The following is a 25,002-nucleotide window of genomic DNA, read 5'->3' as shown; positions in this document are numbered from 1 at the left end:
ATGATATTATTAGGTGATAATTTAATTCCATTTGAAGATCTTAGTTTAGTAGATAGTATTTGGGATATAGAACATTCTCTTCCAAATTCTACACTAATTTATAACTATGATGAAAATCTATTGACTTATTGTAATAAAAATCAATTAAACAGTGCCATTATCGTAACTTCTATAAAAGAAGCTATATACGCTAATGCCTTAGGTGCAAAATATATTATTTCTGATAAGAAACTTGCAAAAAATATTCAAAAAATTGCAGAGAACTATATGTTTGACTCTAAAATATTAGCCATTATTGAGCAAGATAAAGAGATTGAAGATATTGCTCAAGCAGAAATTGATGGAGTAATTTACAAAGATTTATTAAAATAAAATATGAGATTTTATTTATTAATTATATTAATATCTACATACTGTTTCTCTTGTACAGGAAATTGTATACAATGTCATCCTGTATTAAAAAAGTCTATTGAAAAACCACACCATAAAATATTAAAAACATGTATTAATTGTCATACAAAAGTACCTGAAGGTATGACCGAGTGTGGAGGAGATTGTTTTGAATGTCATTCTCAAAATAAACTTATAAAAACTGAAATAAATGAACACCAACAGTTAGTTACATGTAAAGAATGTCACGTAAATAAAGAAGATTTATTTAAAATAAAAAGTTTTGACAACAATTCAAATCTTCTTGATTTAATGGAAAATAAGTGATTTTTAGATAAAATATCAACTTTTATAAAGAATATTGGATTAAATATGAAAGAAATTTTAGATGTTATTGTAACAGTATTATTTGTCTTTATGGTATTTATGTTTATTAGAGGTTTTAATAAACAACAAATAAAAAAACATACAGATAAATTAGAAGAGATAGAAAAACAAAAGGCTAATAAGGAAAAAGTAGATGAATAAACCATTATTAATAGAGATTGGAGTAGAAGAATTACCAGCCATTCCATTTTTAAAAGAACTTCCGAATATTGAGAAGAAGTGGGCTGATATTTTAGAAAAAAATAGATTACTATGTGATTTTGATTTTTTCTATACTCCTCGAAGATTAGTATTATGGCATAAAGATTTTCAAGTAAAACAAGAAGACTCTATCCAAGAACAATTTGGAGCACCTGTAAAAATTGCTTTTAAAGATAACGAACCAACAGGAGCTGCATTAGGTTTCGCTAAAAAATGTGGAGTTGATGTATCTCAACTTGATAGAATTGATCAAGGAAGAGGTGAAGTTCTTTACTTTAAAAAAGAAGTAAAAGGAACTGATTCAAAAGATTTATTAAACGAAATGGTAAATGAATTTATCAACTCTTTAAATTTTGGTAAATCAATGAGATGGGCTTGCCGAACTGATAGTTTTATTAGACCTATTAGAAGTTTAGCTATTTTACTAGGTGAGGAAATCGTTGATGCCCAATTATATGGAGTAAAATCATCTAATAAAGCCTTTGCTCATAGAATGGTTTCATATGAACCTTTTACTTTTGACTCTAGTACTTATTTTGATAAATTAAAAGATAACGGAGTTATCCTTTATCCAGATGATAGACGAAACCTTATTCTAAATCAAATGAAAAGTATTGAAGAAAATAATGGTGTAAAAATTGAAATTGATACTGAATTACTTGAAGAAGTAGTAGCAATAACTGAGTATCCTACGGCATTAATTGGAAAATTTGATGAAGAGTTTTTAGAATTACCAGAAGAAGTTATTGTAACATCGATGAAAGAACATCAAAGATATTTTGCAGTTTATAAAAATGATAAGTTAACAAATAACTTTATTGTTGTTTCAAACTCTAAAACTGAAGACTTTACACACATAATTGCTGGAAATGAAAAAGTATTAAGACCAAGACTTGCAGATGGTATGTTTTTCTATAAAAATGATATCAAGAATGGTCTTTCAAATGAAGATCTTAAAAAATTAGTATTTGTAGAAGGTCTTGGTTCTATGTATGAAAAATGTGAAAGAGAAGCAAAAATTGCCTCTTACTTAGCAGACATTTTTGATATAAAAGAAAAAGAACTTGTAGAAAAAGCTGTAATGTTGAGTAAAGCAGACTTAATGTCAGAAATGGTTTATGAATTTACAGAGTTACAAGGTCTGATGGGATATTACTATGCAAAACTTGCAGGAGAAGATATAAATTTATATACTGCAATTAAAGAACAATATTTACCAGATGGAGAAGACTCTGAATTACCATCAAGTAAGTTTTCTAGTATTATTGCACTTTCATATAAATTAGATAATTTAATGGGATTATTCTCTGTAGGTAAAATTCCAAGCGGTTCAAAAGATCCTTTTGGACTTAGACGAGCAGCAGCTGGTATAGTTAAAATTGCAATGGAACACAAACTTCCAGTTGATTTAGAAAAAATCATTGATGCATTAGCTGATTCATACAAAGGATTAGATAAATCAAAATTAGTAGAGTTTTTTAATGAAAGATTATTTAAAATTTTTGATGTAAACCCATCTGTTCTAAAAGCTGTATTAGGTTCAGGAGAAACAGATATATATCAAGTTTCTAAGAAGTTATGCGCACTAAACCCTGTTGTTTTAAGTGATGATTTTAAAGAATATAGTACTACATTTAAAAGAGTTGCAAATATTATTAAAGATTTAGATACAAACTCTAAACTTAATGTAAATGAATCTTTATTTGAAGATAAAGAAGAAAAAGATTTATTTAACAAATACACTACAATTACTTCAAAAGAATACTCTTCATATGATGAAGAATTAGAAGCATTATTTGGTTTAAAACCTGAGCTTGATAATTTTTTCAATAATGTATTTGTAAATCATGAAAATGAAGAAATAAAAACAAATAGAAAAAATACAATTGGTTTAGTTTACCAAGAATTTAAAAATATAGCAGATATCAAAGAAATTACTATATAAACTAAAAGTAGGGCTTTTGCCTTACTTTAACTATACAACTACACAATTTCTCCTCTTTATTAAAGTAAAATATATACTTGATTTTTGTAAAATAATACAAATTTAATCTATTTAATAGGAAGAAAAATGAAATCTATTTTATTAACACTAATAGTATCAATATTTGTTTTAAGTGGTTGTGCAACTTGGAAAGGTGTAAAACAAGATTCTTCAGATGCCTGGGATGCAACTAAAGAAGGAACATCTAAAGCTTATAAATCAACAAAGAAAGCAATTCATAATGCAACAGAGTAAGTAACATTTAGTTACTTATCTCTTTTTACCGCATCTTTTGATTTATTAAAACAAAACATTCCCATTTTTTCATTAGTAAATGTCATTATACATGTACTTCCTGGATCACTAAGAGGTGTAAACTCGTACACTCTTACATTATAACCTTCTGTTTCTATATTATATTTTACATCTGGTTCTATATCTTTATTTCCCCAACTTTTTAATTGAGACCAACTTATTGCATTTGCATATGTAGTAATAAAAATCATAAAAAGAAATAATACTCTTTTCATAAAATTCTCCTTTTATATATTTATTTTTTAATAATATCAAAGAATATCTTATTTCTATTCCCTTTTATATACATTTTTTTATAATAAAATAAAAACTAAATATTTCTAAAATATTATAAATATTTACGAAATATTAAATTAAATAAAAATTTAAAAGAATATAATATAAATATAAGGAAAAAAAATGAATAAAATCACTACTTGTCCTGAGTTTCCAAAAACTTGTAAATCATTGTTATCAAAATATTTAACTCAAGATGTGTATTCTAAGTTAAATGAGAAGAAAACAGCAAATAATTTTACTTTAGAAAATGCAATTTTATCTGGTGTTGTAAACTTAGATAGTGGAATAGGTGTTTATGCAGGAGATATTGAATCATATACAACTTTTAATTTATTATTTGATCCAATAATTGAAGATTATCATGGTTTTTCTAAAGAAGATAAACATACTAGTAATCTAAATCCTAATGACTTAAATGCTCCAAATCCAGACGAAGAAGGTAAATATATACTTTCAACAAGAATTAGAGTTGGACGTAACTTTGCAAATATTCCTTTAGGACCTGCTATAACTAAAGAACAAAGAGAAAAAATAGAAAATGATGCATCTAATGCTTTAAATTCACTAAATGATGATTTAAAAGGGACTTATTATCCTTTAGATGGAATGCCTGAAAATATAAAGAAACAACTTATTTCAGATCATTTTTTATTTAAAGCAGGAGATAGATTTTTAGAAGCTGCTGGATTAAATAGAGATTGGCCATCGGGAAGAGGTATATTTCATAATGATGAAAAAACATTTTTAGTTTGGGTAAATGAAGAAGACCAGTTAAGAATTATATCTATGCAAGAAGGTGGAGATATAAAAGAGGTTTTTGAAAGATTAACCACTGCAATAAAAAAAATAGAAGAAAAGATACAATTTTCTTATAATGACCATTTAGGATATATTACAAGTTGTCCAACTAACTTAGGTACAGCTATGAGAGCAAGTGTTCATATAAAACTTCCAAACTTATCTGAAGATATGAATAGATTTAAAAATATTACTGATAATTTTCATTTACAAATTAGAGGTATCCATGGAGAACACTCAGAAAGTGTTGGTGGAGTTTATGATATTAGTAATAAAAGAAGACTTGGAGTAACAGAAGTACAATGTGTTCAAGATATGTATGATGGAGTAGTTGAACTCATAAAAATAGAAAAAGAATTAGAAAATAAATAATATATATTGAAATGAAATAAATGGATAAAAAAGAATTAATTAATAAAATGAAATACTGTACAGTATTATATGTTGAAGATGAATTAGACGTTAGAAAACATATTGTAGAGTACTTAAATAGATTTTTTAAAAAAATATATGTTTCTGACAACTGTGAAGAAGCCTTAGACCTTTATAAAATATACAAACCAAATATTATTCTCTTAGATATAAACTTGCCAGGAATGAATGGTATTGACTTTGCATCTTTAATTAGAAAAGAGGATTCAAAAACTAGAATTATTATGACTACAGCTTACACAAACAAAGAATTTATGGTTCAAGCTGTAGAATTAGATTTAACAAGATATTTAGTTAAACCAGTAACAGGAACGGATCTTTTTAGTGCTACACAAAAAGCAATATTAGAATTAGATAAAAATAGCTCACTTCCTACTTTAATTGACTTAGGAGAGGGCTTTATCTATCAACATACAGAAAAAAATATACTTAATAAAAAAGATAACTCTATTATTCTACTAAGAAAAAAAGAAATCCAATTGTTAGAATTTTTTATAAATAAAAAAAATGAAACAATTACTTATGAAGTAATAGAAACTCAAATTTGGCCTGATGATATAATGACAGAAGATGCAATACGAAGTCAAATTAGAAATATAAGAAATAAAACATATAGTAAAATTCTCAAAAATATCAGTGGTGTAGGATATAAACTTTGCGTAAGAACAGATTAAAATGAACAATTTAAAAGATATAAAGAACCAGCATACATTCCAGGTAAAACATGACGCATCAATAAAAGAAACAATGTCTATAATGATAAAAAATAAAAATGGTTGTGCTATATTAATTAAAAAAAACAAACCAATTGGAATATTAACAGAGAGTGATATTGTAAATATTTTAAAAAATAAAATAAATTTAGACACTCCAGTATATAAAATTGGACAAAAAAAAGTTATTACAGTTAATCAAAACCGTCCAATAGATATTGCTTTTGATATTCTAAGTAAAAATAATATACGTAGAATAGTTTTAGTTAATAAAAAAGACGAGTATACAGGAGTTGTAACCCAAGAAAACTTATTTGAATACTTAGAAGAAGATGTTTATAAAGTTGACTTAAAAATAAACGATATTGTAAAAACAAATAAAAAGGTTTTAACAATAGATGTAAGTTCTACTATCTATGATACATTAATATTAATGCAAGAGCATAGAGTAGGTTCTATTGTAGTCACTAAAAACAACCACCAAGTTGGTATTATTACAGAAAAAGACATCCTAAATATCACATTTAAAGAGATAAATTTAAAATCAAATATTGAAGAATATATGAATAAACCAATTATTACAGTTAATTCAAATGAACTAGTAACAAATGTAATAGATATTATGAAATTAAAAAATATTAGAAGAGTTGTAGTTTTAGATAAAAAGAATAACGTAGTAAATATTCTTACAAATAGAGATATTCTTAAACATATAAAAGGAAATTATTCAAGAATACTCCAAAATAAAATAAAGCATGCTCAAGAAATAATGAATTTTTTACCAGAAGCTATAATCGAGATTTTTGATAATGAAAAAGAACAAATATTATATTGGATGAACAATAAAGCAAAAACAATATTTGGTGATAATTTATTAGATAGAAAAGTAACTTCTATTTTTGGGAAAAAAGATTGGAAAAAAATCTATAAAAGCTTTCAAAATAAAAGTATATTGACAAATACAATAATAAAAATAGGAGATTCCTCTTATGAATTATCAGGAACTTTATCAAAAAACTTAAATAACAACTATATAAAAATCATATTTAAAGATGTAACTATCCATGAAAAAGAAAAAAACTTATTACAAGAAGAGGTTGACAAAGAGATAAAGAAAAGGCTTGATAACGAATATTTACTAATGCAGCAGTCAAAACTTGCAATGATGGGAGAAATGATTGCACATATAGCACACCAATGGAGACAACCACTTTCTCAATTAGGTGGAATATTTATGAACTTAGAAGCTTCTTACAACTTTGATGAGTTAACTAAAGAATATATGAATACAAGAATTAAAAATGGTAATGAACTTCTTAAATATATGTCTACAACCATTGATGACTTTTCTAACTTCTTTGAACCAAATAGGAAAAAAGAAGTATTTAATGCCTCTGATTATATAGATAACGCAATTAATATTATAGATATGAGTTTAACATATAATCATATTAATATTAAAGTAAATAGAAAAAGTGAAATATATCCGATTCTTGGTTATCCAAGTGAGTTTTCACAAGTCATTCTAAATATACTTATCAATGCAAAAGATGCTTTATGTGAAAAAACATCAAACTATAAAAATATTGAGATATCAATAGAAAAAGATAAAAGAAATATTATTGTACAAATAGAAGATAATGCGGGAGGAATAAAAGAAGAAATTATAAATAAAGTCTTTGATATGTATTTTACAACTAAAAAAAGTAAAGAAGGTACAGGATTAGGCCTCTATATTTCAAGATTAATTATTGAAACAAAACTAAATGGAAAAATTAAAATTAAAAATAGTAAAGTAGGGGCAAAGATTATAATAGAAATTCCACTTTCTAAAAAAATAAAAAGTGAATAAAAAGCTAAACTATTAAAAACTTATGATATTAATGATAACCTTTCTTGTTATCATAATGTAACTAAACAATTTTATAATTCATCACACTCATTAAACAATGGATTATAAATGAAAAATACAGACTATAAACAAATACTTTTAATATTACTTTTAACTACATCTGCCTGTTCAATAGATTTAAAAACTAAGAAGCTATATAATAAAACTGCCTATATTTCAAGTCAATGTTATACAAAAACAGAAAATGAACTAAATAAAAATATACTACACAATCCATGTTATTCTTGTCATACAAAAAATAAAATTCCTAATTTTACTATGCAGGATGAAGATTTACAAGAAGCATATGATTTTCCTGAAATAGCATTAAAAAACCCATGGATTAATCTTTTTAAAGATAGAACTAAAGAAGTATCAAAAATTGATGATATAGCAATTTTAAACTACATAAGAGAAAATAACTATAAAGATTCAAATAATAAAATTATTCTAGAGTCTAAATTAAAAAACTTATCAAAAGAATGGGATTTTAATAATAATGGGAAATGGGATGGTTATATTCCAGATGTACATTTTAATTTTGATGAAGAAGGCTTTGATAAAAATTCAAAAGGAGAGTACACAGGATGGAGAGCATTTGCATACTATCCTTTCTTAGGAACATTTTGGCCAACAAATGGAAGTACTGATGATGTTTTAATAAGACTTTCAAAAGTTTATCAAAATAATGAAAAGGGAGAGTTTGATAAAGAAATTTATAAAATAAATCTCTCGATAATAGAATCACTAATAAAACAAAAAGATATTAATATTGAAAAAGTAAATGAAAAAGATTTTGGTGTAGACCTTAATCAAAATGGAAAAATTGATATAAGTTCAAAAATTGTATTTAATTGGAAAAAACCAACGCTTGATATGAAAACTATGAAACAAAAGAATTTTTCCATGTCATATGTAGGTGAAGCAAAGAAACTTCAAATAGATAATATTGAAAAAATAGCACCTGGCTTATACCCTGTAGGCACAGAATTTATCCATTCAGTAAGATATATTGATATAGATGAGAATAAAAATATTAAAATGTCTTCACGAATGAAGGAGCTAAGATATGGTAAAAAAACCAATTGGAATACATACTCACAACTATCAAATTTAGGATTTGCTGAATTAAAAGAGAAACGCGATTTTCCTGATAGAACAGATATATATGTTGGCAATATGGAAACAGGACTTAGTAATAAAAGAGGATGGTACTATCAAGGTTTTATTGAAGATATAAATGGTAATTTAAGACCACAAAATTATGAAGAAACTGTATTTTGTATGGGTTGCCATAGTAATATAGGAGCAATTACAGACTCAACTTTTGTTTTCAAAAGAAAATTCGAAAAAAATAATCTTGCTTATGGCTGGTATCATTGGACACAAAAAGGAATTAGAAATATCGCTGATAAAAAACTTTTAAATGATGAAACAGAATATGTTAAGTATTTAAAAGAGAATAGTGCAGGTGATGAATTCAGAATGAATAAAGAAATAGTAGACAAATTTTTTATTAAAAATTGGGAAACGAATAAAAAAAATATAGAAAAAGATTTAATATCTAAATTAGAGAACCCAAATAAAATAATAGAACAAAAATGGAAATTTAAAGAAAAAGAACTTGATAAAATCAGAAAAGATATATCATATTTAATTCTACCAACTTCTAAAAGAGCATTAGAACTTAACAAAGCATATAAAATAATTGTTGAAGAACAAAGTTTTATCTATGGACGAGATCCACACATAAAACCTACTAATAACGTTCATAAAATTATTAAACCAGGTCAAATGACACATTTGCAAAAGATAGTTGAAAAATGAGTATATATCAGAGTTTCTTAAATTTTGTTGTCCAGACACAACAAATATTAAATATTAAAATATCTAATTATTTTGATAGATTAGAAATGGGTGAATCTATTATTTTTTTCTACATATTAGCTGTTTCTTTTATTTACGGCTTAGTTCACGCCTTAGGTCCTGGACATGGAAAGTTAGTAATTGCAAGTTACTTTTTAGCTAAAGAAGCAAAAATCAAAGAAGCTTTTAAAGCAGGTTTTTTAACCTCTATTATCCATACTTTCTCTGCACTTTGTATTACAGGACTATTATATATATTTCTTCAAAACTCTATTACAAAACATTTTCAAGAAATAAATACAAATATGTATAAAATATCAGCAATATTTATTATTTTTATTGCATTATATTTGTTATATGAAGTAATAACAGATAAAAATGAAGAAGAAAAGATTCAACGACTTCAAACTAAAAATTTATTTGCAGTAACATTTTCAATTGGCATTGTACCTTGTCCAGGAGTAATGACTATTGTTCTATTCTCTATGATATTAGGCTACATTTCTTTAGGAATATTAAGTGCCGTTGCTATGAGTATAGGTATGGGAATTACCATATCAGTTGCAGCAATTGTGGCTACACAAGTTAAAAATTCTAGATATCAAAATTATAAAGTCTATATGAATTTGTTAACTTATTCAGCGATAATTTTGTTATTTATATTAGGAGTATTTTTATTAGTATGAAAAAAATATTTTTAATTTTTTTTATTTGTATAGAAATAATCTATGCTCATCCCCACTTCTTTCTAGATTCAAAAATCATAATAAAAGAAGATAAAATAAAAAATGAATGGATTTTTGATAGATTAAATTCAAGGGTATTATTGTTTGACTTTGATAAAAATAAAAACAAAATTTTTGATAAAAATGAGAAAAATGCTTTCATTAAAACACATTTTTCCAAATTAAAAGAAAATAATTATAATATTTTTCTAACATTAGAAGATGAAATAAAAATTGAGCCAAAAAATATTCAAATAAACCAAAACAATGATAAAAGAATTAGTCTTTCTTTTGATATAGATATAAAATTAAATAATGTCTTTACTATGTGTACTATTGATGAAAAATTATATATGGCATATAAATTGATTGAAATAAGCTCTGCGAAAAAACTTGAAGTACAAAAAAGTGAATATGATTATTGTATAGGAGTAACAAAATGAAAAAAATACTATTAAGTCTATTATGTATAACTTTGTATATAAATGCTCATCCCGTAAGTTATACAATTGATTTACAAGTTCAGTATGATACAGAAAAAAAAGAAGCAAAAATATCTTGCATTAGTAATAGCAGAAATAAATGTGGTTTATATAGCTTTCATTTAATGAATAAAAAAAACAATATAATTAAAACAAAAAGATTTCCCTTCCTAAAAAAAGAAACAACTGTAAAGATTGATAAAAAGCCATATAAAATAATTTTCTTTTTGAGAAAAGTCCCTGCACATACATATAAAAGTTTTTTTTAATAAAAAAGAAATAGAACGATAAAGAGTTAAGAGATTTATACAAGAAAAAACATATTCAAATTTATTAATTTGTTCTATTTCATTTTTATTTCGCAAATGGAGCTGATGAAGGGAGTTGAACCCCCGACCTGCTGATTACAAATCAGCTGCTCTAGCCAACTGAGCTACATCAGCACACAACAAAATAATCTTACACTTTGATTTAAAAACATAATGAAAAATTATTTTATGAGTTTTTGATCAAGATGATCAAGAAAGTATGGTGTCAAGAGAGAGACTTGAACTCTCGACCTCCGGCTTATGAGACCAGCGCTCTAGCCAGCTGAGCTACCTTGACATAAGACATCATACTTTGATTGGTTGCGGAAGCAGGATTTGAACCTACGACCTTCGGGTTATGAGCCCGACGAGCTACCGGGCTGCTCTATTCCGCGTCCGGTGATACTTAAAATGGATGGGGTAGTAGGATTCGAACCTACGAATGACGGCACCAAAAGCCGTTGCCTTACCACTTGGCGATACCCCAACAATTTAAGTGCCGAAATTATAGTAAAAAATGTATATCTTGTCAAGGGTTTTTGGAATAAATTTACAAATTTTCGATATAATATCTCAAATACTAAAAAAATTATTAAAAAGTAGAAAAATGAATGCAATACAAAGAGTAAAAGAAGCAATTGAAGAAATTCAAAAAGGCAATATGGTTATTATGCTTGATGATGAAGATAGGGAAAATGAAGGTGATTTAGTTTATGCAGCACCTTTAAGTACACCAGAAAAAGTTAATTTTATGGTTACACATGCAAAAGGTTTAGTTTGTGTATCTGTTACGAAAGAAACAGCAGATAAATTAGAATTAAATCCAATGGTTGCATCTAATACATCCTCATACGAGACTGCATTTACTGTTTCTGTTGATGCCGCAGATGCTGCAACTGGAATTAGTGCAGGTGAGAGAGATGATACCATTAAAATTTTAGCAAATCCAATCTCAAAAGCACAAGAATTAGTACGTCCAGGACATATATTTCCGTTAATTGCAAAAGATGGTGGTGTTTTGGTTAGAACTGGACACACAGAAGGTTCTGTTGATTTATGTAAACTAGCAGGATTAAATGGAGAAGCAGTTATTTGTGAAATTATGAAAGAAGATGGAACAATGGCAAGACGTGATGATTTAGATATTTTTGCTCAAAAACATAATCTAAAACAAATTTATATATCTGATTTGGTAGAATATCGACTATCTCATGAAAACTTAGTAAATGAAATTTCAAGTGTTGATAATAAATTCTTTGGAACAAATGTAATAAAAAAAGAGTTTAAAGATCATATTGGACATATTCATACAGCAATACAATTTGGTAAGCATTCAGAGGTTACACATGTAAAGTTTCATACAGTAATTCCTGATATCAAATTATTTTTAAACGATGAAAAACTTCATTCAATGTTAAAAACAATCAACTTCTTACAATCAAAAGGCGGATTATTAATATTTTTAAATGAAGATATGGCACATAAAGAATCTCAAAGAGATTATGGTATTGGAGCACAAATATTAAATACTCTTAATGTAAAGAAAATTAAATTAATGACAAGTGGAGGGAAACATTCATTTGTTGGACTTAATGGTTTTGGTCTGGAAATAATTGAAGAAATACAAATAGAATGTTAAAAATCTAGAGTAGGGTAGTTTTAAACTATCTTAATAGTTTATTATCAAAATAAAAAAAGGAGTGAATTTCTTCACTCCTTTTTTTATTTAAAACTATTGAATTTTATAGTTTAGGCCCTGCTGATGTAAAGTCATAATCACTTTCTAAAGTTAAATACTTTTTAAAGTTTTTAATATACATACTAGCTAACTTCTGAGAAGTTTCATCATATGCATCTTTATCTTCCCAAGTATTTCTTGGGTTTAATACAGAAGTCTCAACACCATTTAATGTTTTTGGTATCTGAAGATTAAATACAGGTAATTTTTCAAACTCAGAACCATTAATAGAACCATCTAAGATTCCATTAATACAAGCTCTTGTATTTTTTATACTCATTCTTGAACCAACACCGTAAGGACCACCAGTCCATCCAGTATTAACTAAATAAACATTTACATTGTGTTTATCAATTTTTTCTCCAAGTAAAGAAGCATAAACTGTCGGATTTAACGGTAAAAATGCTTCACCAAAACAAGAAGAGAATGTAGCTACTGGTTCAGTAATTCCTCTTTCAGTTCCCGCAACTTTTGCAGTATAACCACTTAAAAAGTAATACATTGCTTGCTGTTTAGATAATTTAGCAACAGGAGGTAAAACACCAAAGGCATCAGCACATAAAAAGATGATATTTGTTGGATGACCACCTTTCATATCTGGAGTATGATTTGGAATATGATCTAAAGGATAAGAAACCCTTGTATTTTCAGTTTTTGAACCATCTGTATAATCAACAACACCATTTTCATCAGCAACAACATTTTCTAATATTGCACCTTTTTTAATAGCATTAAAAATATCTGGTTCAGATTCACCATCAAGGTTAATTACTTTTGCATAACATCCACCTTCAAAATTGAAGATTCCATTATCATCCCAACCATGCTCATCATCACCAATTAATGACCTGTTTGGATCAGTAGAAAGTGTAGTTTTCCCTGTTCCCGAAAGACCAAAGAATAGAGCCGTATCTCCATCTTTACCAATGTTTGCTGAACAATGCATTGCTAACTTACCTTCTAAAGGTAACCAATAATTCATCATAGAGAAAACACCTTTTTTCATCTCACCAGCATACCAAGTACCACCAATAAGAGCTGTATTATCTTCTACATTAAATACAACATAAACTTCTGAATGCAGTTTATGACTTGCATAAGCCATATCTACAGTTTTACAAGCATTATAAATTGTAAACTCTGGTTCGAAGTTTTCTAAATCTTCTTCTTTTGGAACAATAAACATATTCTGAATAAAGTTAGCCTGCCATGCAACTTCAGTAATAAATCTAACAGATTTTCTACTATCTAAAGATGCACCACAATATACATCAGTAACATATAAATCTTTGTTACTTAATTGTTTTTTAGATGTAATTTCTAAATCTTCATATACATCTTTTGAAACTTTTCTATTAATATCTCCCCAAGCAATATACTTATTTGATGGATCTTGATTAACAAAAAATTTATCTTTAGGACTTCTACCAGTAAAAATACCAGTATCAATCATAAGTGCACCAGTTGAAGATACTTTTGCACCTTCATTTTCAACTGCATGTTGAATTAATGTATCTACATCTAGATTTCTGTACACTGTACCTACATTTTCTAGGCCAAGTGAGTCTTTAATTTCAGACATTTTTTTATATTCCCTACTAATTTAATTAAAATATTGATAAAAGTACACCAGCAGCAACGGCAGAACCGATAACTCCAGCAACATTTGGACCCATCGCATGCATTAATAACACATTTGATTTGTCATACTCTTGTCCAACTTTACTCACAACTCTTGCTGCCATAGGAACCGCTGATACCCCAGCTGCACCGATAAGTGGATTAATCTTGTTTTCTTCTGATGCAAACTTATTCATAATTTTTGCCATAATAACACCTGCTGCAGTACCTGCTGAGAATGCTAATAGACCAATAATCATAATACCTAAAGTATCTACAACTAAAAATTTATCAGCTGCTAGCTTTGAACCAACTCCTAATCCTAGGAAAATAGTTACAATATTGATTAATGAATTCTGCATAGTATCAGAAAGTCTTTCAACTGCACCTGATTGCTTAAAGAAATTACCTAAAGCAAAAGCTCCAATAAGAGGAGTAGATTCTGGTAAAAATAAAATTGCTAAGAATAAAATAACAATCGGTAACATTAAGTTTTCTAGTTTGTTAACCTTTCTTAATTTTGGCATTTTAATTTTTCTTTCAGCTTCAGTTGTTAATGCTCTCATAATTGGAGGTTGAATAACTGGAACTAAGGCCATATAAGAATAAGCTGCAACAGCAATTGCACCTAATAATTCAGGGGCAAGTCTATTTGCAATAAAAATTGATGTTGGTCCATCAGCTCCACCAATAATAGATATAGCTGATGCAGATTGTAAATCAAATCCAATAGCAACTGCACCTACTAAAGAACCAAAGATTCCAAATTGTGCAGCTCCACCTAGAATTGCTGATTTAGGATTTGCAAGTAACGGTGTAAAATCTGTCATTGCCCCAACACCCATAAAGATAAGTAAAGGAAAAAATCCATTGGCAATACCCATATTATAAATAATACCAAGCATTCCCGTTTCTCCACCAATCCCAGCAAGTGGAATATTAGCTAAAATACCACCAAATGCTATTGGCATAAGTAATAACGGTTCAAATCCTTTAGCAATTGCTAAATAAAATAGAGTTAAACACACGATAAACATGATTAATCTTCCCCATGTTTGTTCGAATGTAGTCATAGGTCTTGCATCTTCAGCGTGAGCTTCAGCTGTCATAACCGTGTCTCTTGGATTTGTAAAGGCATAAATACCTGTTGTCTCATAAAAAGACTTTAATAGTTGGCCTAATGATTTTGATTCATATTCTTTAGTCTCAGTATTAATTGGTTCTGCTGCACTACTTGAAGCAAAAGCATTTAAACTAAAAATTGCAAAAAATATAATTAGCATTGATGCCATTAGTTTTTTATTCATTAATTATTCTCCGAATTCCTAATTTCATCTAACTAGCTAATAGTAGCTAAAGCTTGACCTTCTTCAACTGCATCACTTGGATTAACTAAAATAGCTGAAACTGTACCAGAACAAGGAGCTTCAACATCAATTTCCATTTTCATAGCTTCTAAAATAGCAACTACGTCACCTTTTTCAACTTTATCTCCAACTTTTACATTCATTTTCCAAAGATTACCCGCAACAGTAGCAGGAATTTCTGCTCCACCAGCAGGGGCACTTGAAGCTGCAGCTGGTGCTGCATCTGCTACAGGTGTTACTTGAATATCAGCATTTCCTTCTGCTACAGTTACATTAAATTTTTGTCCATCTACAACTACTGTGTAGTTTCCAGTTGCGTTACTCATACCTTTATTTTCTCCTAAATTACATTCTTTATCATTTTCACAAGTTGAATCATTAGATTTTCTTACACTTAAAGGTCCATCACCTTTTAAGAAAGCAATACCTTTTTCATCACAAGCAGCAGCTATAAAAATATTTTCTTCTGTTGTTTCAATATTTTCATCTTTTAATCTATTTTCCCAATAAGACATTGTTTTCTTTTCATCTCTATCTGCAATATCTAATGGATTTTCAGTAGTTGGTTCTAGCTTTAACTTTTCTGCAGCTAAAGAAACAATCTCAGAATCTGGTTCTACTGGAGTTTTACCAAAATATCCAAGTACCATTTTTCCATAACCTGGTGCAATTTGCTTCCAAGGTCCAAACATAACGTTTGCATATGCTTGTTGCCAATAAAATTGAGATACAGGAGTTACAGAAGTTCCATAACCACCTCTTTCAACTACTTCTCTCATAGCTTTAATTACTTCAGGGAACTTATCTAAAGTACCATTATCTCTCATCATTTGAGTATTAGCAGTTAAAGCTCCACCTGGCATAGGTGAGAAAGGAATTAATGGAGATACCTGTGTTGCCTCTGGTGGCATAAAATAATCTTTTAATTGATGTTTTAAAACTTCTTGATATTTTAAAACTTTTTCAATTTCTAAACCACCTAAATCATAATTCATACCTTTTACAGCATGCATCATAGTTAAAATATCTGGTTGAGAAGTTCCACCTGAAACTGGATCAGCAGCTAAATCAATACCATCTGCTCCAGCATCTAATGCAGCAAGATAACATGCAACAGATACCCCAGCTGTTTCATGAGTATGTAATCTAATATGTGTATCTTCACCAACTAGTTTTCTTGCCATCTTAATAGTATCAAAAACTTTTTGTGGAGAAGAAGTACCTGAGGCATCTTTAAAACAAATAGAATCATGTGGAACTCCACTATCAAGAATTTGTCTTAATGTTTTTTCATAAAAAGGAACATCATGTGCACCTTCACATCCTGGTGGTAAATCCATTAAAGTAACTACTACTTCATGATTCAATCCATACTTTTTAATACATTCTGCAGAATATTCTAAATTCTGAACATCATTTAATGCATCAAAGTTTCTAATTGTTGTAACACCATGTTTTGCAAACATTTTAGCATGCATTTCAACTAATTCTCTTGAACCAGTATCTAACATAACAGTGTTAATTCCTCTTGCTAGTGTTTGTAAGTTAGCGTCAGGACCTACGATTTCTCTAAATCTGTCCATCATCTCAAAAGCATTTTCTTGTAAGTAGAAGAATAAAGATTGAAATCTTGCTCCTCCACCAAACTCAAAGTGAGTTATCCCAGCATCTTTCGCAGCTTCTACAGCTGGAAAGAAATCATCCATTAAAACTCTACCTCCAAAGACAGATTGAAATCCATCTCTAAAAGTAGTATCCATGACATCAATATATTTTTTAGCCATTTAAATTAACCTTTTAGATTTTTGTGATGTTGTACAGCAGCTACAATTGCAGCCATTTTTGCAGTGTTGTTTGAAGCACTTACAGCAGGTTTATTAGGTGATACTTTCTTTTCAGGAAAATATTTTCCAATAAGCTTTGCTTGTAGTTTTAGAGCAAAAATCATAACAACCAAAAATAAGAATACTATTCCCATCCCTAGTGCCATAAATTTTCCTGCTTCGGCAATTAAATTTGTTTCCATATTACTCCCCGTGGTTACCATCGTGTAATTAGTAATCTAATTTTATAGAAACTTTGCTTTAGTAGAATTTATTTTTATCTCAATTTTTTATAAATTTAGGAATTTTGCTTTTTTGTTGCTATTTATAATATTTTAGTTCCAAATTCAAGTAAAAAATTATCAACTTTCTCTAACATTTTCATTACATTGCTTGTTGCTTTCTCAATTTGTTGTGCCATTTTATATCCTTTTTGAATAAATATATGTCAAATTTTATATAAATTTTTCAAAACACTTGAAAAATATTGCATTTTGTAATATAATTAGTTTAAAGGAGTTAAAATGTTAATCGTAAGTGAAATTATAGAAAAACTCAAAGATATATTAAGCCAAGATGGTAAAGATGGAAAAGTTTTTGATAAGGATGTTGCAACTGCTTTAGACTTAAGCCAAGTAAATTTTGCAACTATGAAGAATAGAGGGAAAATACCTTTTTCTAATATTTTAGACTTCTGTGCAAAGAAAAAAATATCAATTAACTGGTTACTATACAATCAAAACCCAGGTTCTTTAGTAGATTCTACTGATAAATATTGGATTAGATACTATCCTGAGGTTAGTGTTAGTGCAGGAGGTGGTGCCTATGAAAATAGTGATAGTGCCGAATCAATGGAGGTTCCTCCATATTTTATAAGTATGTTAGGTGGTAAGGAAAATCTAAAAAATATTGATGCTATAAATGTCATTGGGGATTCTATGGAGCCAACATTAAATAGTGATAATATTATCTTTATAGATAAGACAAAAAAAGATGTAGCAAGAGATGGAATATATGCGTTTACTACTAATCATGGTTTATTTGTAAAAAGAATTCAAAGAAGAGCAGATGGACAACTTGATGTTATATCTGATAATAAAGATTATCCAATTCAAATATTAGATAAAAGTGAAGTAACTATTGTAGGTAAAGTGGTAAGTTCTTTTGGAATGATATATTAATTTTTATATTAAAGAAGGTTCATTGTTCTGTTTAGAAACTTGTTCATAAAGTTCATCATAAGATACACCAATAAAATAGACAGCATTAAATTGAACCTTTTTTAAAAACTCTTTCAATTCTTCTAGGGAATTAATAAAAATATAGTCTATATCCCTGTTGTCATCAATATCTTTTGTAGTCAAATACAATACTTTTGCATATTTATATTTATTTGTTAAATAATTAACTTCTTTTTGAAGTAAATCATCTTTATCTTGAGCTATTAAAAACTTATCTGTTCTACCAAACTCGGTATGATTAATCAATTTATCTACAAAAATTGGTTTTAAACTATGGAATTTTTTTAATTTGTTTAAATCTGCGTCATATCCTAAATAACTATAAACATCTAAAAATTCAGTCAAATATAAACTTGAAATTTTAAGTTTTGAAAAATATCTATCTTTATGACTAAAAGTAGTCTCAAAAATAGAGTGTTCTATTAAATTGTTAATATCATACTCTTTTGTATTAAAATTAAAATTGATAGGATAAATATCATCAAGTAGTTTTTGATTAGAACAAATTATTGTATCATTTTCTTCAATATCATCTAATAGTTTAAAAAATTTTGATAAGTTATTAGGAATAATTTTAATATTTGTATGAACAGTTGGTTTTCTTAAAATATTAAATAATTCATAAGATACACTATTACAATAAAAAGCAGTCAATCTAATATTTGACAATAAATATCTTACTAACTTAATAATTGTTTCTTCAATATATTCTACATATACCCATGCAATTTCATTATCAGGGATATCTTCTATTTTTTTATTTACAACTAAAGCAAAGGCTCCATTTTCAATGGCAAGAGGAATATCATCTTCATCTTGAACAATAAATAAATCGCCTTCTTTTATTTTTTTAGGATTAGTTTTAATAGAGTATATAAAAGAAATAGATGGATGATTTAATAATCTTCCATCTATGATATCTAGAATCGATGTTATTTGCACTAGCTTATTTTAGTACCTGATTTTTTTGGAGCTTCTGGTCTAATTAAAGATAAACCATTTTCATCTCGAGCAGCCATAAGCATACCTTCACTCAACATACCCATTAATTTTGCAGGTTTTAAATTTGCTACAACACAAGCTTGTGTTCCTACTAAATCTGCAGAATTATAAAACTCTTTTATCCCTGCAAGAATTTGTCTATTTTTTTCTTCCCCAACATCAACTTGTAATTTCAATAGTTTTTTTGATTTTGGAACTTCTTCAGCTTCTACAATTGTTCCTATTTTTAATGTTGTTTCAAAAAACTTGTCAATAGTAATTAAGTTATCTGGTTCTTCTTCAACTTTTTTAGCTTCACTTTTCTTTTCCGCTTCAGATTTTGATACTTCTGTAGGTTTTGCTTGTTCTAATAAAACTTCTTCAATTCTAGGAAATAGTTGTTCAACTTTTGTAATAGTTGTATCTGCTAATAGTTCTTTATTTTTTAATATTTTATTATAGTTCTCTGTATTTATTTTTAAACCTATAGATTCAGCAATTTTTGCAATTTTTTCTGGCATTACAGAATCTAATAACAATGAAACTCTTGCCATAATATTAGTAATCAAAGCAACTAAAGCCATAGCTTCATTTTCTTTGCCTTCTTTCATCTTAGCCCAAGGTTCATAATCACCAATTGCTTTATTTGCAATAGTTAATACTTTCCAAATATCTTCTAGATATCTATTGATTTGCATTTTATATAAATATTCTTCTATATTTTCTAAAATAGCTTCTACTTCAGAAAGTTCTTTTTTATGGAACTTTTCTACATCTTTTGAAGTCACTTTAAAATCAAAATATTTTCCAGACATACCAGAAATTCGATTTAATAAATTTCCTAAATCATTTCCTAAATCTGAATTAATTCTATCCATTAAAGCTTTTTGAGAAAAGTCACCATCTTGTCCAAAAGGCACTTCTCTAAGCATAAAATATCTAAATGCATCAAGTCCATACGCATCGGCAATCTCTTTAGGATTTACTACATTTCCTTTTGATTTAGACATTTTTTCACCATCTCTTGTCCACCAACCATGTGCTGCTATATGTTTAGGAAGAGGTAAATCTAAAGACATTAAAAATGCTGGCCAATAAATAGAATGGAATCTTAAAATATCTTTACCTACAAGATGAGATGTTGCAGGCCAGAAATCCATATTTTCTTCATCTTTTCCATATCCTAAGGCCGTAATATAGTTCATTAAAGCATCTAACCATACATACATAACATGCTTTGGTTCATTCATTGATTCAGGAAGTTTAACTCCCCAATCAAAAGATGTTCTTGAAATAGATAAATCTCTTAAACCACCTTTAACAAAATTTACAATTTCATTTTTCTTTGCTCTTGGTAAAATACAGTCTTCATTTTCTTCATACCATTTGATTAATTTATCTTCATAAGCAGATAATTTAAAGAAATAGCTTTCTTCTTTTACAATATTTGTAGGCTTTCCACAATCAGGACAAAATTGCTCATCAATTAATTGTTTCTCAGTAAAAAATGTTTCACACGATACACAATAAAAACCTTCATAATCACCTTTATAAATATCACCTTTACTATGCATGATTTCAAATGCTTTTTGTACACCTATTTTATGTTCTTCATCTGTAGTTCTTATAAACTTATCATATGTAATATCAAAATCATCCCATAATTTTCTAAATTTACCAGATACTTCATCTGCATATTCTTGGGCTGTTCTTCCTCTTTGTTCAGCACTTTGAGCAATTTTTTGTCCGTGCTCATCTGTTCCTGTTAAGAAAAATGTTTTTGACCCTGTTAGTCTTGAATATCTCGCTAACATATCAGCAATAATTGTTGTATAAGCATGACCTATATGGGCCACATCATTTACATAATAAATTGGTGTTGTAATATAAACATTTTTACAAGTTTCTTCCATCTTTTACCTCTATAATAATATAATTAAAATTCGAATCCACCGCCAGAGCCCTTACTCATAGACTCATAAACAGCTTTTACATAATTCTTTCTAAGTTCACAATCAAAAAACTTTTCACAAGGATTACATGAATCTAAAGAAAATGATTGTTGACATTTTTTTAGTTCTTCAAGCTTAACATCAAGCTTTATATCCCATTCATCTTGTTTTTGACTATCTTGCATTATTCTTATAAACTTCTAATACTCTATTAATTTCTTCATTTGAACCAAAAAAACACGGTGTAGTATCATGAATATGAGTAGTTTCAACTTCTAAAACTCTTTTTAATCCATCAATTGCCCCACCATTTGCAAATTCATAAGTTAATGCAAAAGGAAATACTTCAAATAGTTGTCTTAATTTACCTTTTGGTCTATCTGTAGTTCCAGGATAAGAGAATAGTCCTCCACCTTTTAGTAATATTTGATGTAAATCAGGAACCATTCCACCTGAGTATCTTAATCTATATCCATCATTAAAAATATCATCAATCATAGTCTTATGATAAGGAGCCCAACAGTTTTGCGTTGAACCTGGAGCATTTAATTTACCTTTAGCATTTAATTTAATATCTTGAATATATTTAAACTCTCCTGCTAATAATCTATACATTTTTACACAATTATCAAGTGCAACTACCATTTCAACTCTAGGGCCAAATACTACATAGACAGAAGCTATAATATTTTGAGCATTAAATTCATCTTTGTATATACCGTAAATAGAACCTACTGATAAGTTAACATCAACTAAAGATGAACCATCTAAAGGATCATAAGCAATTAAATACTCTCCATTATCATTTAAATCAACAATTGCTTCTTGCTCTTCACTAACAATTGCTTTAATTGACGGAATCTTTGCAAATATCTCTTCAATTATTTCATCACTTGCTATGTCAAGTTTTAACTGAGTATCACCAGTTGAATTTTCATTTTCACTTTTACCAGTATCGCCAGTTTCAATTAAATCTTTAATCCTAATACTAGCATCTTCAATAGCTTTAATAATATCTTTCATTAAACTCTCTTTGCATTTTTTTCAATCCACGAAATAACTTCTTCTGGATTATTTAAATCTAACTTATCAATATCTGATGGTATTTCACTACTATCAATTGTTTCATCATGTGCAATTGCATCCGTTACGGGATAATATGTTCTATCTAATCTGTTTCTAAAGATTGAAATTCTTGGAAGAGGTAACGTCTTAAGACCTTCAACAAGAAGATAATCAAAGTCACCGAATAATTCAATCATTTCATCAACTGTAGAAGTCGCTTGTTTAAACAAAGTAGTTCTTGTAGGACTAACTACTGCAACATCTGCACCTGTTTGAGTAAACTTATCACTATCTTTTCCCGGTTTATCAAATCGTGCTTTATCTTTAGGATCATGTTTGATAATACATACCTTATAACCATTATCTTGTAGTATATTAGATACCTTGGCAACAAGTGTAGTTTTTCCACTATTTGAAGGACCGCTAAAAGCAATTGCTAATTTTTTATATTTCTTATTCATAGCGCAGATTTTATCCAAAAGATAGTTAAAGAAAGTTTAGTGTAAAATGCCACATTATTATCACTTAGGAACAATTTATGAATAAATTTTATTTTCTATCTTCTTTACTATTTTTAATACTTTTTACAGGTTGTGGACCAAAAACTAGTGCTTTAAATTATTTTCAAGAAGACCCACTAAGTGCAAATGCCATACAATATACTAAAAAAAGAGACTTAAACTATAAAAATGAGACTAAAGCACAGTTATTTGCTACATATTTAAATAAAATTGATAAAAAATATCAAACAGAAAAACTTAATAGTTTTATTATAGGTATACACTTAGTTAATAAAGATAAGCATGACTTGACAGAAAATGGTTATAAAGTTTTTTTAAACAATGAAATAGCTACAAGTATTGTAAAACTAGATAATAAATCAAAATTAGTAGAAAGTATACCTTTAAAAAATAGTTGGGCTAATTACTATTTAGTACACTTTAATAAAAAAGAAGAAGAGGTGAAATCATTAAACTTAAAACTTAGTCATTCAACTTTTGGTCAAGTTCTAATTGATTTTCAAAAATAGAGGATAAAGTTAACTTCTCTTTTTTTGTTAACTTATTATAAAAATAATAGTAATAAAGAATAAAATCTTTTAAATACTCTTTTTCTATATTAGAAACATATTCAAGCTTTTGTAAAGATTTAAATAAATCATCACTTTTAAATATATTTTCTTTTGATTTATTCAAAAGTTTAATATTTCCTTCATATGCAAGAAATAAATATATTGGGTCTTTAAATAAATTCTCTAAGTTGTTTAAATGAATATTTGCATACTTTATACTATTTTCCATATTAAATTGACTAAAAGAACTATACCTTTCATTTAAATTTGTAGAAATAGTTCTAAGTAAAGAAGTTTTAAGTTGCATAATTCCTACTTCAAAATTTTTTGAAATTTTATTTGCATCAAATTTTGACTTTATTTTTGCAATAGCATAAAGCAAGGCAATTCTACTAGAATCATAATCATTTGTTAAAATATCAAAAGGGTCTAAACTCTCTAGAAAACTATCGTCAAGCAAAGGTTTTGCTAATAGTTCATTTGCTAAAGTAGAATATAAATTCAAATTAATACTATTAGATAAGTTTTCTAAAATATCTTCATCTTTTGTAATATAATATTTCCAAAATAAATATTTATCTATTGTCTTTTTATCTTTTGTTTTAGATATTGCATTTTCTAAATAGATGTAAGCACTATTTAAATTATTATCATTCAAAGAATTTAAAGCCAATAAAAAAGAAGAGTTATGATTTAATAAAGAATCATCCACTTCTAACAATGAATTATGAACTTTTTTTAGTTTTTCATTTGTTAAAGAAATAGCTATAAATTTATCAAACTTATTTTTATCTATAAATATCTTTAAAAAAGTTCTTTTAGGCAATTTATAATTAAAATATTTAGTTCTAAAATTACTATCTACATTTAAATAGATATCATAAAAATCATCTTTCTTTGATATTATAAGTTTTGTAAAAGGAATCGAAGAAGAAATGACTTTTAATTTTTTTACAAAAGTAGGGTACTTTTCTCTTGTTTTTTGCACAATTAAATCAATATCAATAGAAGATAAAGTAGTAGCCTCTTCTAAAGATAATCCAATAACAATACAATCAGCATAAGAATCGACTAAATATCTAGTATCCATTTGCATACATTGTGCAACGGCTAAAGTTTCATCATGTTTAAAGGCTTTTGCAAAATTAAAAAACATTTCATTTGTTAAATTATCAACTAAAGATAAAGCTTTTAAAGAATCTTCTGAAGAAATATCTTTTTGAAGATACTCATTTACATAAAAATCTCTTTTTATCCCTTTATTTAAAGTTAAAAGCCAATCAAATGTAAGTTCAGTTTGATTTTCTTCTTTTTCTATTTCTTGAGCATTTAATAAAAATATACATGCTAATAAAAATATTAAATGCTTCAT

General features: G+C 27.6%; 26 protein-coding genes and 4 tRNA genes. 15 read left to right on the top strand and 15 right to left on the bottom strand.

The window, feature by feature from the left end; translation table 11 throughout:
• The 5 genes from BT997_RS04140 to BT997_RS15505 all read left to right on the top strand — a co-directional run bounded on the left by BT997_RS04140 (window position 1) and on the right by BT997_RS15505 (window position 3,217).
• Window positions 1-372 carry a hypothetical protein gene (locus BT997_RS04140; protein WP_072680185.1) on the top strand — a complete coding sequence of 124 codons (372 nt, stop codon included), beginning with the start codon at window positions 1-3 and terminating at the stop codon, window positions 370-372.
• Between the two features lie 3 nt (window positions 373-375).
• Window positions 376-717: a hypothetical protein gene (locus tag BT997_RS04135; RefSeq protein WP_072680184.1), complete on the top strand. Its 342-nt coding sequence runs from the start codon at window positions 376-378 to the stop codon at window positions 715-717.
• 45 nt (window positions 718-762) lie between these two features.
• Window positions 763-918, top strand: a complete 156-nt coding sequence (locus tag BT997_RS15510) for a hypothetical protein (protein WP_174247192.1) — start codon at window positions 763-765, stop codon at window positions 916-918.
• Window positions 911-2,923 carry a glycine--tRNA ligase subunit beta gene (gene glyS, locus BT997_RS04130; protein ID WP_072680183.1) on the top strand — a complete coding sequence of 671 codons (2,013 nt, stop codon included), beginning with the start codon at window positions 911-913 and terminating at the stop codon, window positions 2,921-2,923. The genes BT997_RS15510 and glyS overlap by 8 nt, the downstream gene beginning before the upstream one ends.
• 126 nt (window positions 2,924-3,049) lie before the next feature.
• Complete coding sequence (locus BT997_RS15505; protein ID WP_174247191.1) at window positions 3,050-3,217, top strand: entericidin EcnAB; 168 nt, start codon at window positions 3,050-3,052, stop codon at window positions 3,215-3,217.
• 11 nt (window positions 3,218-3,228) lie between these two features.
• Here the strand turns inward: BT997_RS15505 and BT997_RS04125 are convergent, their stop codons facing one another.
• The gene (locus tag BT997_RS04125; RefSeq protein ID WP_072680182.1) at window positions 3,229-3,492 is read right to left on the bottom strand and encodes a hypothetical protein; all 264 of its coding nucleotides are present in this window, start codon (window positions 3,490-3,492) and stop codon (window positions 3,229-3,231) included.
• A 184-nt stretch (window positions 3,493-3,676) separates the two neighbouring features.
• On the opposite strand from BT997_RS04125, the gene BT997_RS04120 reads away from it, so the two are divergent.
• The 7 genes from BT997_RS04120 (at window position 3,677) to BT997_RS04090 (ending at window position 10,732) form a co-directional block, all read left to right on the top strand.
• Window positions 3,677-4,726 carry a phosphagen kinase gene (locus BT997_RS04120; RefSeq protein WP_072680181.1) on the top strand — a complete coding sequence of 350 codons (1,050 nt, stop codon included), beginning with the start codon at window positions 3,677-3,679 and terminating at the stop codon, window positions 4,724-4,726.
• 20 nt (window positions 4,727-4,746) lie between these two features.
• Window positions 4,747-5,460, top strand: a complete 714-nt coding sequence (locus tag BT997_RS04115; protein WP_072680180.1) for a response regulator transcription factor — start codon at window positions 4,747-4,749, stop codon at window positions 5,458-5,460.
• A gap of 1 nt (window position 5,461) precedes the next feature.
• Window positions 5,462-7,351, top strand: coding sequence for a CBS domain-containing protein (locus tag BT997_RS04110; RefSeq protein ID WP_072680179.1), 1,890 nt, complete (start codon window positions 5,462-5,464; stop codon window positions 7,349-7,351).
• A gap of 108 nt (window positions 7,352-7,459) precedes the next feature.
• Entirely contained in the window at window positions 7,460-9,217 is a 1,758-nt protein-coding gene (locus BT997_RS04105; protein ID WP_072680178.1) for a hypothetical protein, read from the top strand.
• The gene (locus tag BT997_RS04100; RefSeq protein WP_072680177.1) at window positions 9,214-9,942 is read left to right on the top strand and encodes a nickel/cobalt transporter; all 729 of its coding nucleotides are present in this window, start codon (window positions 9,214-9,216) and stop codon (window positions 9,940-9,942) included. Before BT997_RS04105 ends, BT997_RS04100 begins: the two co-directional genes overlap by 4 nt.
• Window positions 9,939-10,424 (top strand): DUF1007 family protein, encoded by a 486-nt coding sequence (locus tag BT997_RS04095; protein ID WP_072680176.1) that lies wholly within the window; start codon window positions 9,939-9,941, stop codon window positions 10,422-10,424. The genes BT997_RS04100 and BT997_RS04095 overlap by 4 nt, the downstream gene beginning before the upstream one ends.
• Complete coding sequence (locus BT997_RS04090) at window positions 10,421-10,732, top strand: hypothetical protein (protein ID WP_072680175.1); 312 nt, start codon at window positions 10,421-10,423, stop codon at window positions 10,730-10,732. The genes BT997_RS04095 and BT997_RS04090 overlap by 4 nt, the downstream gene beginning before the upstream one ends.
• Window positions 10,733-10,829: 97 nt before the next feature.
• Here the strand turns inward: BT997_RS04090 and BT997_RS04085 are convergent.
• From BT997_RS04085 to BT997_RS04070, 4 genes are all read right to left on the bottom strand, one after another.
• Window positions 10,830-10,906 (bottom strand) — tRNA-Thr (locus BT997_RS04085).
• 86 nt (window positions 10,907-10,992) lie between these two features.
• Window positions 10,993-11,069: transfer RNA gene (locus BT997_RS04080), tRNA-Met, on the bottom strand.
• Window positions 11,070-11,089: 20 nt separating this feature from the next.
• Window positions 11,090-11,166: transfer RNA gene (locus BT997_RS04075), tRNA-Met, on the bottom strand.
• A 17-nt stretch (window positions 11,167-11,183) separates the two neighbouring features.
• Window positions 11,184-11,258, bottom strand: a tRNA-Gln gene (locus tag BT997_RS04070).
• 120 nt (window positions 11,259-11,378) lie between these two features.
• On the opposite strand from BT997_RS04070, the gene BT997_RS04065 reads away from it, so the two are divergent.
• Entirely contained in the window at window positions 11,379-12,410 is a 1,032-nt protein-coding gene (locus BT997_RS04065; protein WP_072680174.1) for a bifunctional 3,4-dihydroxy-2-butanone 4-phosphate synthase/GTP cyclohydrolase II, read from the top strand.
• Window positions 12,411-12,513: 103 nt separating this feature from the next.
• On the opposite strand, the gene pckA is transcribed toward BT997_RS04065, so the two are convergent.
• From pckA to BT997_RS04045, 4 genes are read right to left on the bottom strand one after another with little or no spacing between them, the layout of a single operon-like run.
• Window positions 12,514-14,091, bottom strand: a complete 1,578-nt coding sequence (gene pckA, locus BT997_RS04060; protein WP_072680173.1) for a phosphoenolpyruvate carboxykinase (ATP) — start codon at window positions 14,089-14,091, stop codon at window positions 12,514-12,516.
• A 25-nt stretch (window positions 14,092-14,116) separates the two neighbouring features.
• Window positions 14,117-15,436, bottom strand: a complete 1,320-nt coding sequence (locus tag BT997_RS04055) for a sodium ion-translocating decarboxylase subunit beta (RefSeq protein WP_258239418.1) — start codon at window positions 15,434-15,436, stop codon at window positions 14,117-14,119.
• A gap of 32 nt (window positions 15,437-15,468) precedes the next feature.
• The gene (locus BT997_RS04050) at window positions 15,469-17,280 is read right to left on the bottom strand and encodes a biotin/lipoyl-containing protein (protein WP_072680172.1); all 1,812 of its coding nucleotides are present in this window, start codon (window positions 17,278-17,280) and stop codon (window positions 15,469-15,471) included.
• A 5-nt stretch (window positions 17,281-17,285) separates the two neighbouring features.
• Window positions 17,286-17,522, bottom strand: a complete 237-nt coding sequence (locus BT997_RS04045; RefSeq protein ID WP_072680171.1) for an OadG family protein — start codon at window positions 17,520-17,522, stop codon at window positions 17,286-17,288.
• Window positions 17,523-17,843: 321 nt separating this feature from the next.
• Between BT997_RS04045 and BT997_RS04040 the strand changes: the two genes are divergently transcribed.
• Window positions 17,844-18,500 (top strand): S24 family peptidase, encoded by a 657-nt coding sequence (locus tag BT997_RS04040; RefSeq protein WP_072680170.1) that lies wholly within the window; start codon window positions 17,844-17,846, stop codon window positions 18,498-18,500.
• Window positions 18,501-18,503: 3 nt separating this feature from the next.
• Here BT997_RS04040 and BT997_RS04035 read toward each other — a convergent pair whose 3' ends face one another.
• The 5 genes from BT997_RS04035 to mobB are packed head-to-tail and all read right to left on the bottom strand — an operon-like array spanning window position 18,504 to window position 23,019.
• On the bottom strand, window positions 18,504-19,502 hold the full coding sequence (locus BT997_RS04035; protein WP_072680169.1) for a hypothetical protein: 999 nt from the start codon (window positions 19,500-19,502) through the stop codon (window positions 18,504-18,506).
• Window positions 19,502-21,454: a methionine--tRNA ligase gene (gene metG, locus BT997_RS04030; protein WP_072680168.1), complete on the bottom strand. Its 1,953-nt coding sequence runs from the start codon at window positions 21,452-21,454 to the stop codon at window positions 19,502-19,504. Before metG ends, BT997_RS04035 begins: the two co-directional genes overlap by 1 nt.
• 23 nt (window positions 21,455-21,477) lie before the next feature.
• Entirely contained in the window at window positions 21,478-21,678 is a 201-nt protein-coding gene (locus tag BT997_RS04025) for a hypothetical protein (RefSeq protein ID WP_072680167.1), read from the bottom strand.
• Window positions 21,668-22,516 carry a class 1 fructose-bisphosphatase gene (locus BT997_RS04020; protein ID WP_072680166.1) on the bottom strand — a complete coding sequence of 283 codons (849 nt, stop codon included), beginning with the start codon at window positions 22,514-22,516 and terminating at the stop codon, window positions 21,668-21,670. The genes BT997_RS04025 and BT997_RS04020 overlap by 11 nt, the downstream gene beginning before the upstream one ends.
• The gene (gene mobB / locus BT997_RS04015) at window positions 22,516-23,019 is read right to left on the bottom strand and encodes a molybdopterin-guanine dinucleotide biosynthesis protein B (RefSeq protein ID WP_072680165.1); all 504 of its coding nucleotides are present in this window, start codon (window positions 23,017-23,019) and stop codon (window positions 22,516-22,518) included. Before mobB ends, BT997_RS04020 begins: the two co-directional genes overlap by 1 nt.
• Window positions 23,020-23,096: 77 nt before the next feature.
• Here mobB and BT997_RS04010 point away from each other — a divergent pair, with 77 nt between their 5' ends.
• Entirely contained in the window at window positions 23,097-23,588 is a 492-nt protein-coding gene (locus BT997_RS04010) for a hypothetical protein (RefSeq protein ID WP_072680164.1), read from the top strand.
• Here BT997_RS04010 and BT997_RS04005 read toward each other — a convergent pair.
• Window positions 23,542-25,002, bottom strand: a complete 1,461-nt coding sequence (locus BT997_RS04005) for a transglycosylase SLT domain-containing protein (protein ID WP_072680163.1) — start codon at window positions 25,000-25,002, stop codon at window positions 23,542-23,544. The two genes, BT997_RS04010 and BT997_RS04005, sit on opposite strands and share 47 nt — an antisense overlap.

Source organism: Arcobacter sp. LA11, assembly GCF_001895145.1.
Lineage (GTDB): Bacteria > Campylobacterota > Campylobacteria > Campylobacterales > Arcobacteraceae > Halarcobacter.
The sequence above is the reverse complement of the archived record's forward strand: the minus strand, read 5'-3'. Positions and strand labels throughout refer to the sequence as shown.

What these genes read in the sequence shown, in the direction of transcription:
- BT997_RS04065 (WP_072680174.1), top strand. Translation starts at nt 11,379, where the DNA reads ATGAATGCAATACAAAGAGTAAAAGAAGCAATTGAAGAAATTCAAAAA.
- BT997_RS15505 (WP_174247191.1), top strand. Translation starts at nt 3,050, where the DNA reads ATGAAATCTATTTTATTAACACTAATAGTATCAATATTTGTTTTAAGT.
- BT997_RS04055 (WP_258239418.1), bottom strand. Translation starts at nt 15,436, where the DNA reads ATGAATAAAAAACTAATGGCATCAATGCTAATTATATTTTTTGCAATT.
- BT997_RS04135 (WP_072680184.1), top strand. Translation starts at nt 376, where the DNA reads ATGAGATTTTATTTATTAATTATATTAATATCTACATACTGTTTCTCT.
- BT997_RS04045 (WP_072680171.1), bottom strand. Translation starts at nt 17,522, where the DNA reads ATGGAAACAAATTTAATTGCCGAAGCAGGAAAATTTATGGCACTAGGG.
- mobB (WP_072680165.1), bottom strand. Translation starts at nt 23,019, where the DNA reads ATGAATAAGAAATATAAAAAATTAGCAATTGCTTTTAGCGGTCCTTCA.
- BT997_RS04020 (WP_072680166.1), bottom strand. Translation starts at nt 22,516, where the DNA reads ATGAAAGATATTATTAAAGCTATTGAAGATGCTAGTATTAGGATTAAA.
- BT997_RS04100 (WP_072680177.1), top strand. Translation starts at nt 9,214, where the DNA reads ATGAGTATATATCAGAGTTTCTTAAATTTTGTTGTCCAGACACAACAA.
- BT997_RS04090 (WP_072680175.1), top strand. Translation starts at nt 10,421, where the DNA reads ATGAAAAAAATACTATTAAGTCTATTATGTATAACTTTGTATATAAAT.
- BT997_RS04125 (WP_072680182.1), bottom strand. Translation starts at nt 3,492, where the DNA reads ATGAAAAGAGTATTATTTCTTTTTATGATTTTTATTACTACATATGCA.
- BT997_RS04120 (WP_072680181.1), top strand. Translation starts at nt 3,677, where the DNA reads ATGAATAAAATCACTACTTGTCCTGAGTTTCCAAAAACTTGTAAATCA.
- BT997_RS04095 (WP_072680176.1), top strand. Translation starts at nt 9,939, where the DNA reads ATGAAAAAAATATTTTTAATTTTTTTTATTTGTATAGAAATAATCTAT.
- BT997_RS04140 (WP_072680185.1), top strand. Translation starts at nt 1, where the DNA reads ATGATATTATTAGGTGATAATTTAATTCCATTTGAAGATCTTAGTTTA.
- BT997_RS04110 (WP_072680179.1), top strand. Translation starts at nt 5,462, where the DNA reads ATGAACAATTTAAAAGATATAAAGAACCAGCATACATTCCAGGTAAAA.
- BT997_RS04105 (WP_072680178.1), top strand. Translation starts at nt 7,460, where the DNA reads ATGAAAAATACAGACTATAAACAAATACTTTTAATATTACTTTTAACT.
- BT997_RS04005 (WP_072680163.1), bottom strand. Translation starts at nt 25,002, where the DNA reads ATGAAGCATTTAATATTTTTATTAGCATGTATATTTTTATTAAATGCT.
- BT997_RS04050 (WP_072680172.1), bottom strand. Translation starts at nt 17,280, where the DNA reads ATGGCTAAAAAATATATTGATGTCATGGATACTACTTTTAGAGATGGA.
- BT997_RS04010 (WP_072680164.1), top strand. Translation starts at nt 23,097, where the DNA reads ATGAATAAATTTTATTTTCTATCTTCTTTACTATTTTTAATACTTTTT.
- BT997_RS04025 (WP_072680167.1), bottom strand. Translation starts at nt 21,678, where the DNA reads ATGCAAGATAGTCAAAAACAAGATGAATGGGATATAAAGCTTGATGTT.
- pckA (WP_072680173.1), bottom strand. Translation starts at nt 14,091, where the DNA reads ATGTCTGAAATTAAAGACTCACTTGGCCTAGAAAATGTAGGTACAGTG.
- BT997_RS04115 (WP_072680180.1), top strand. Translation starts at nt 4,747, where the DNA reads ATGGATAAAAAAGAATTAATTAATAAAATGAAATACTGTACAGTATTA.
- glyS (WP_072680183.1), top strand. Translation starts at nt 911, where the DNA reads ATGAATAAACCATTATTAATAGAGATTGGAGTAGAAGAATTACCAGCC.
- BT997_RS15510 (WP_174247192.1), top strand. Translation starts at nt 763, where the DNA reads ATGAAAGAAATTTTAGATGTTATTGTAACAGTATTATTTGTCTTTATG.
- metG (WP_072680168.1), bottom strand. Translation starts at nt 21,454, where the DNA reads ATGGAAGAAACTTGTAAAAATGTTTATATTACAACACCAATTTATTAT.
- BT997_RS04040 (WP_072680170.1), top strand. Translation starts at nt 17,844, where the DNA reads ATGTTAATCGTAAGTGAAATTATAGAAAAACTCAAAGATATATTAAGC.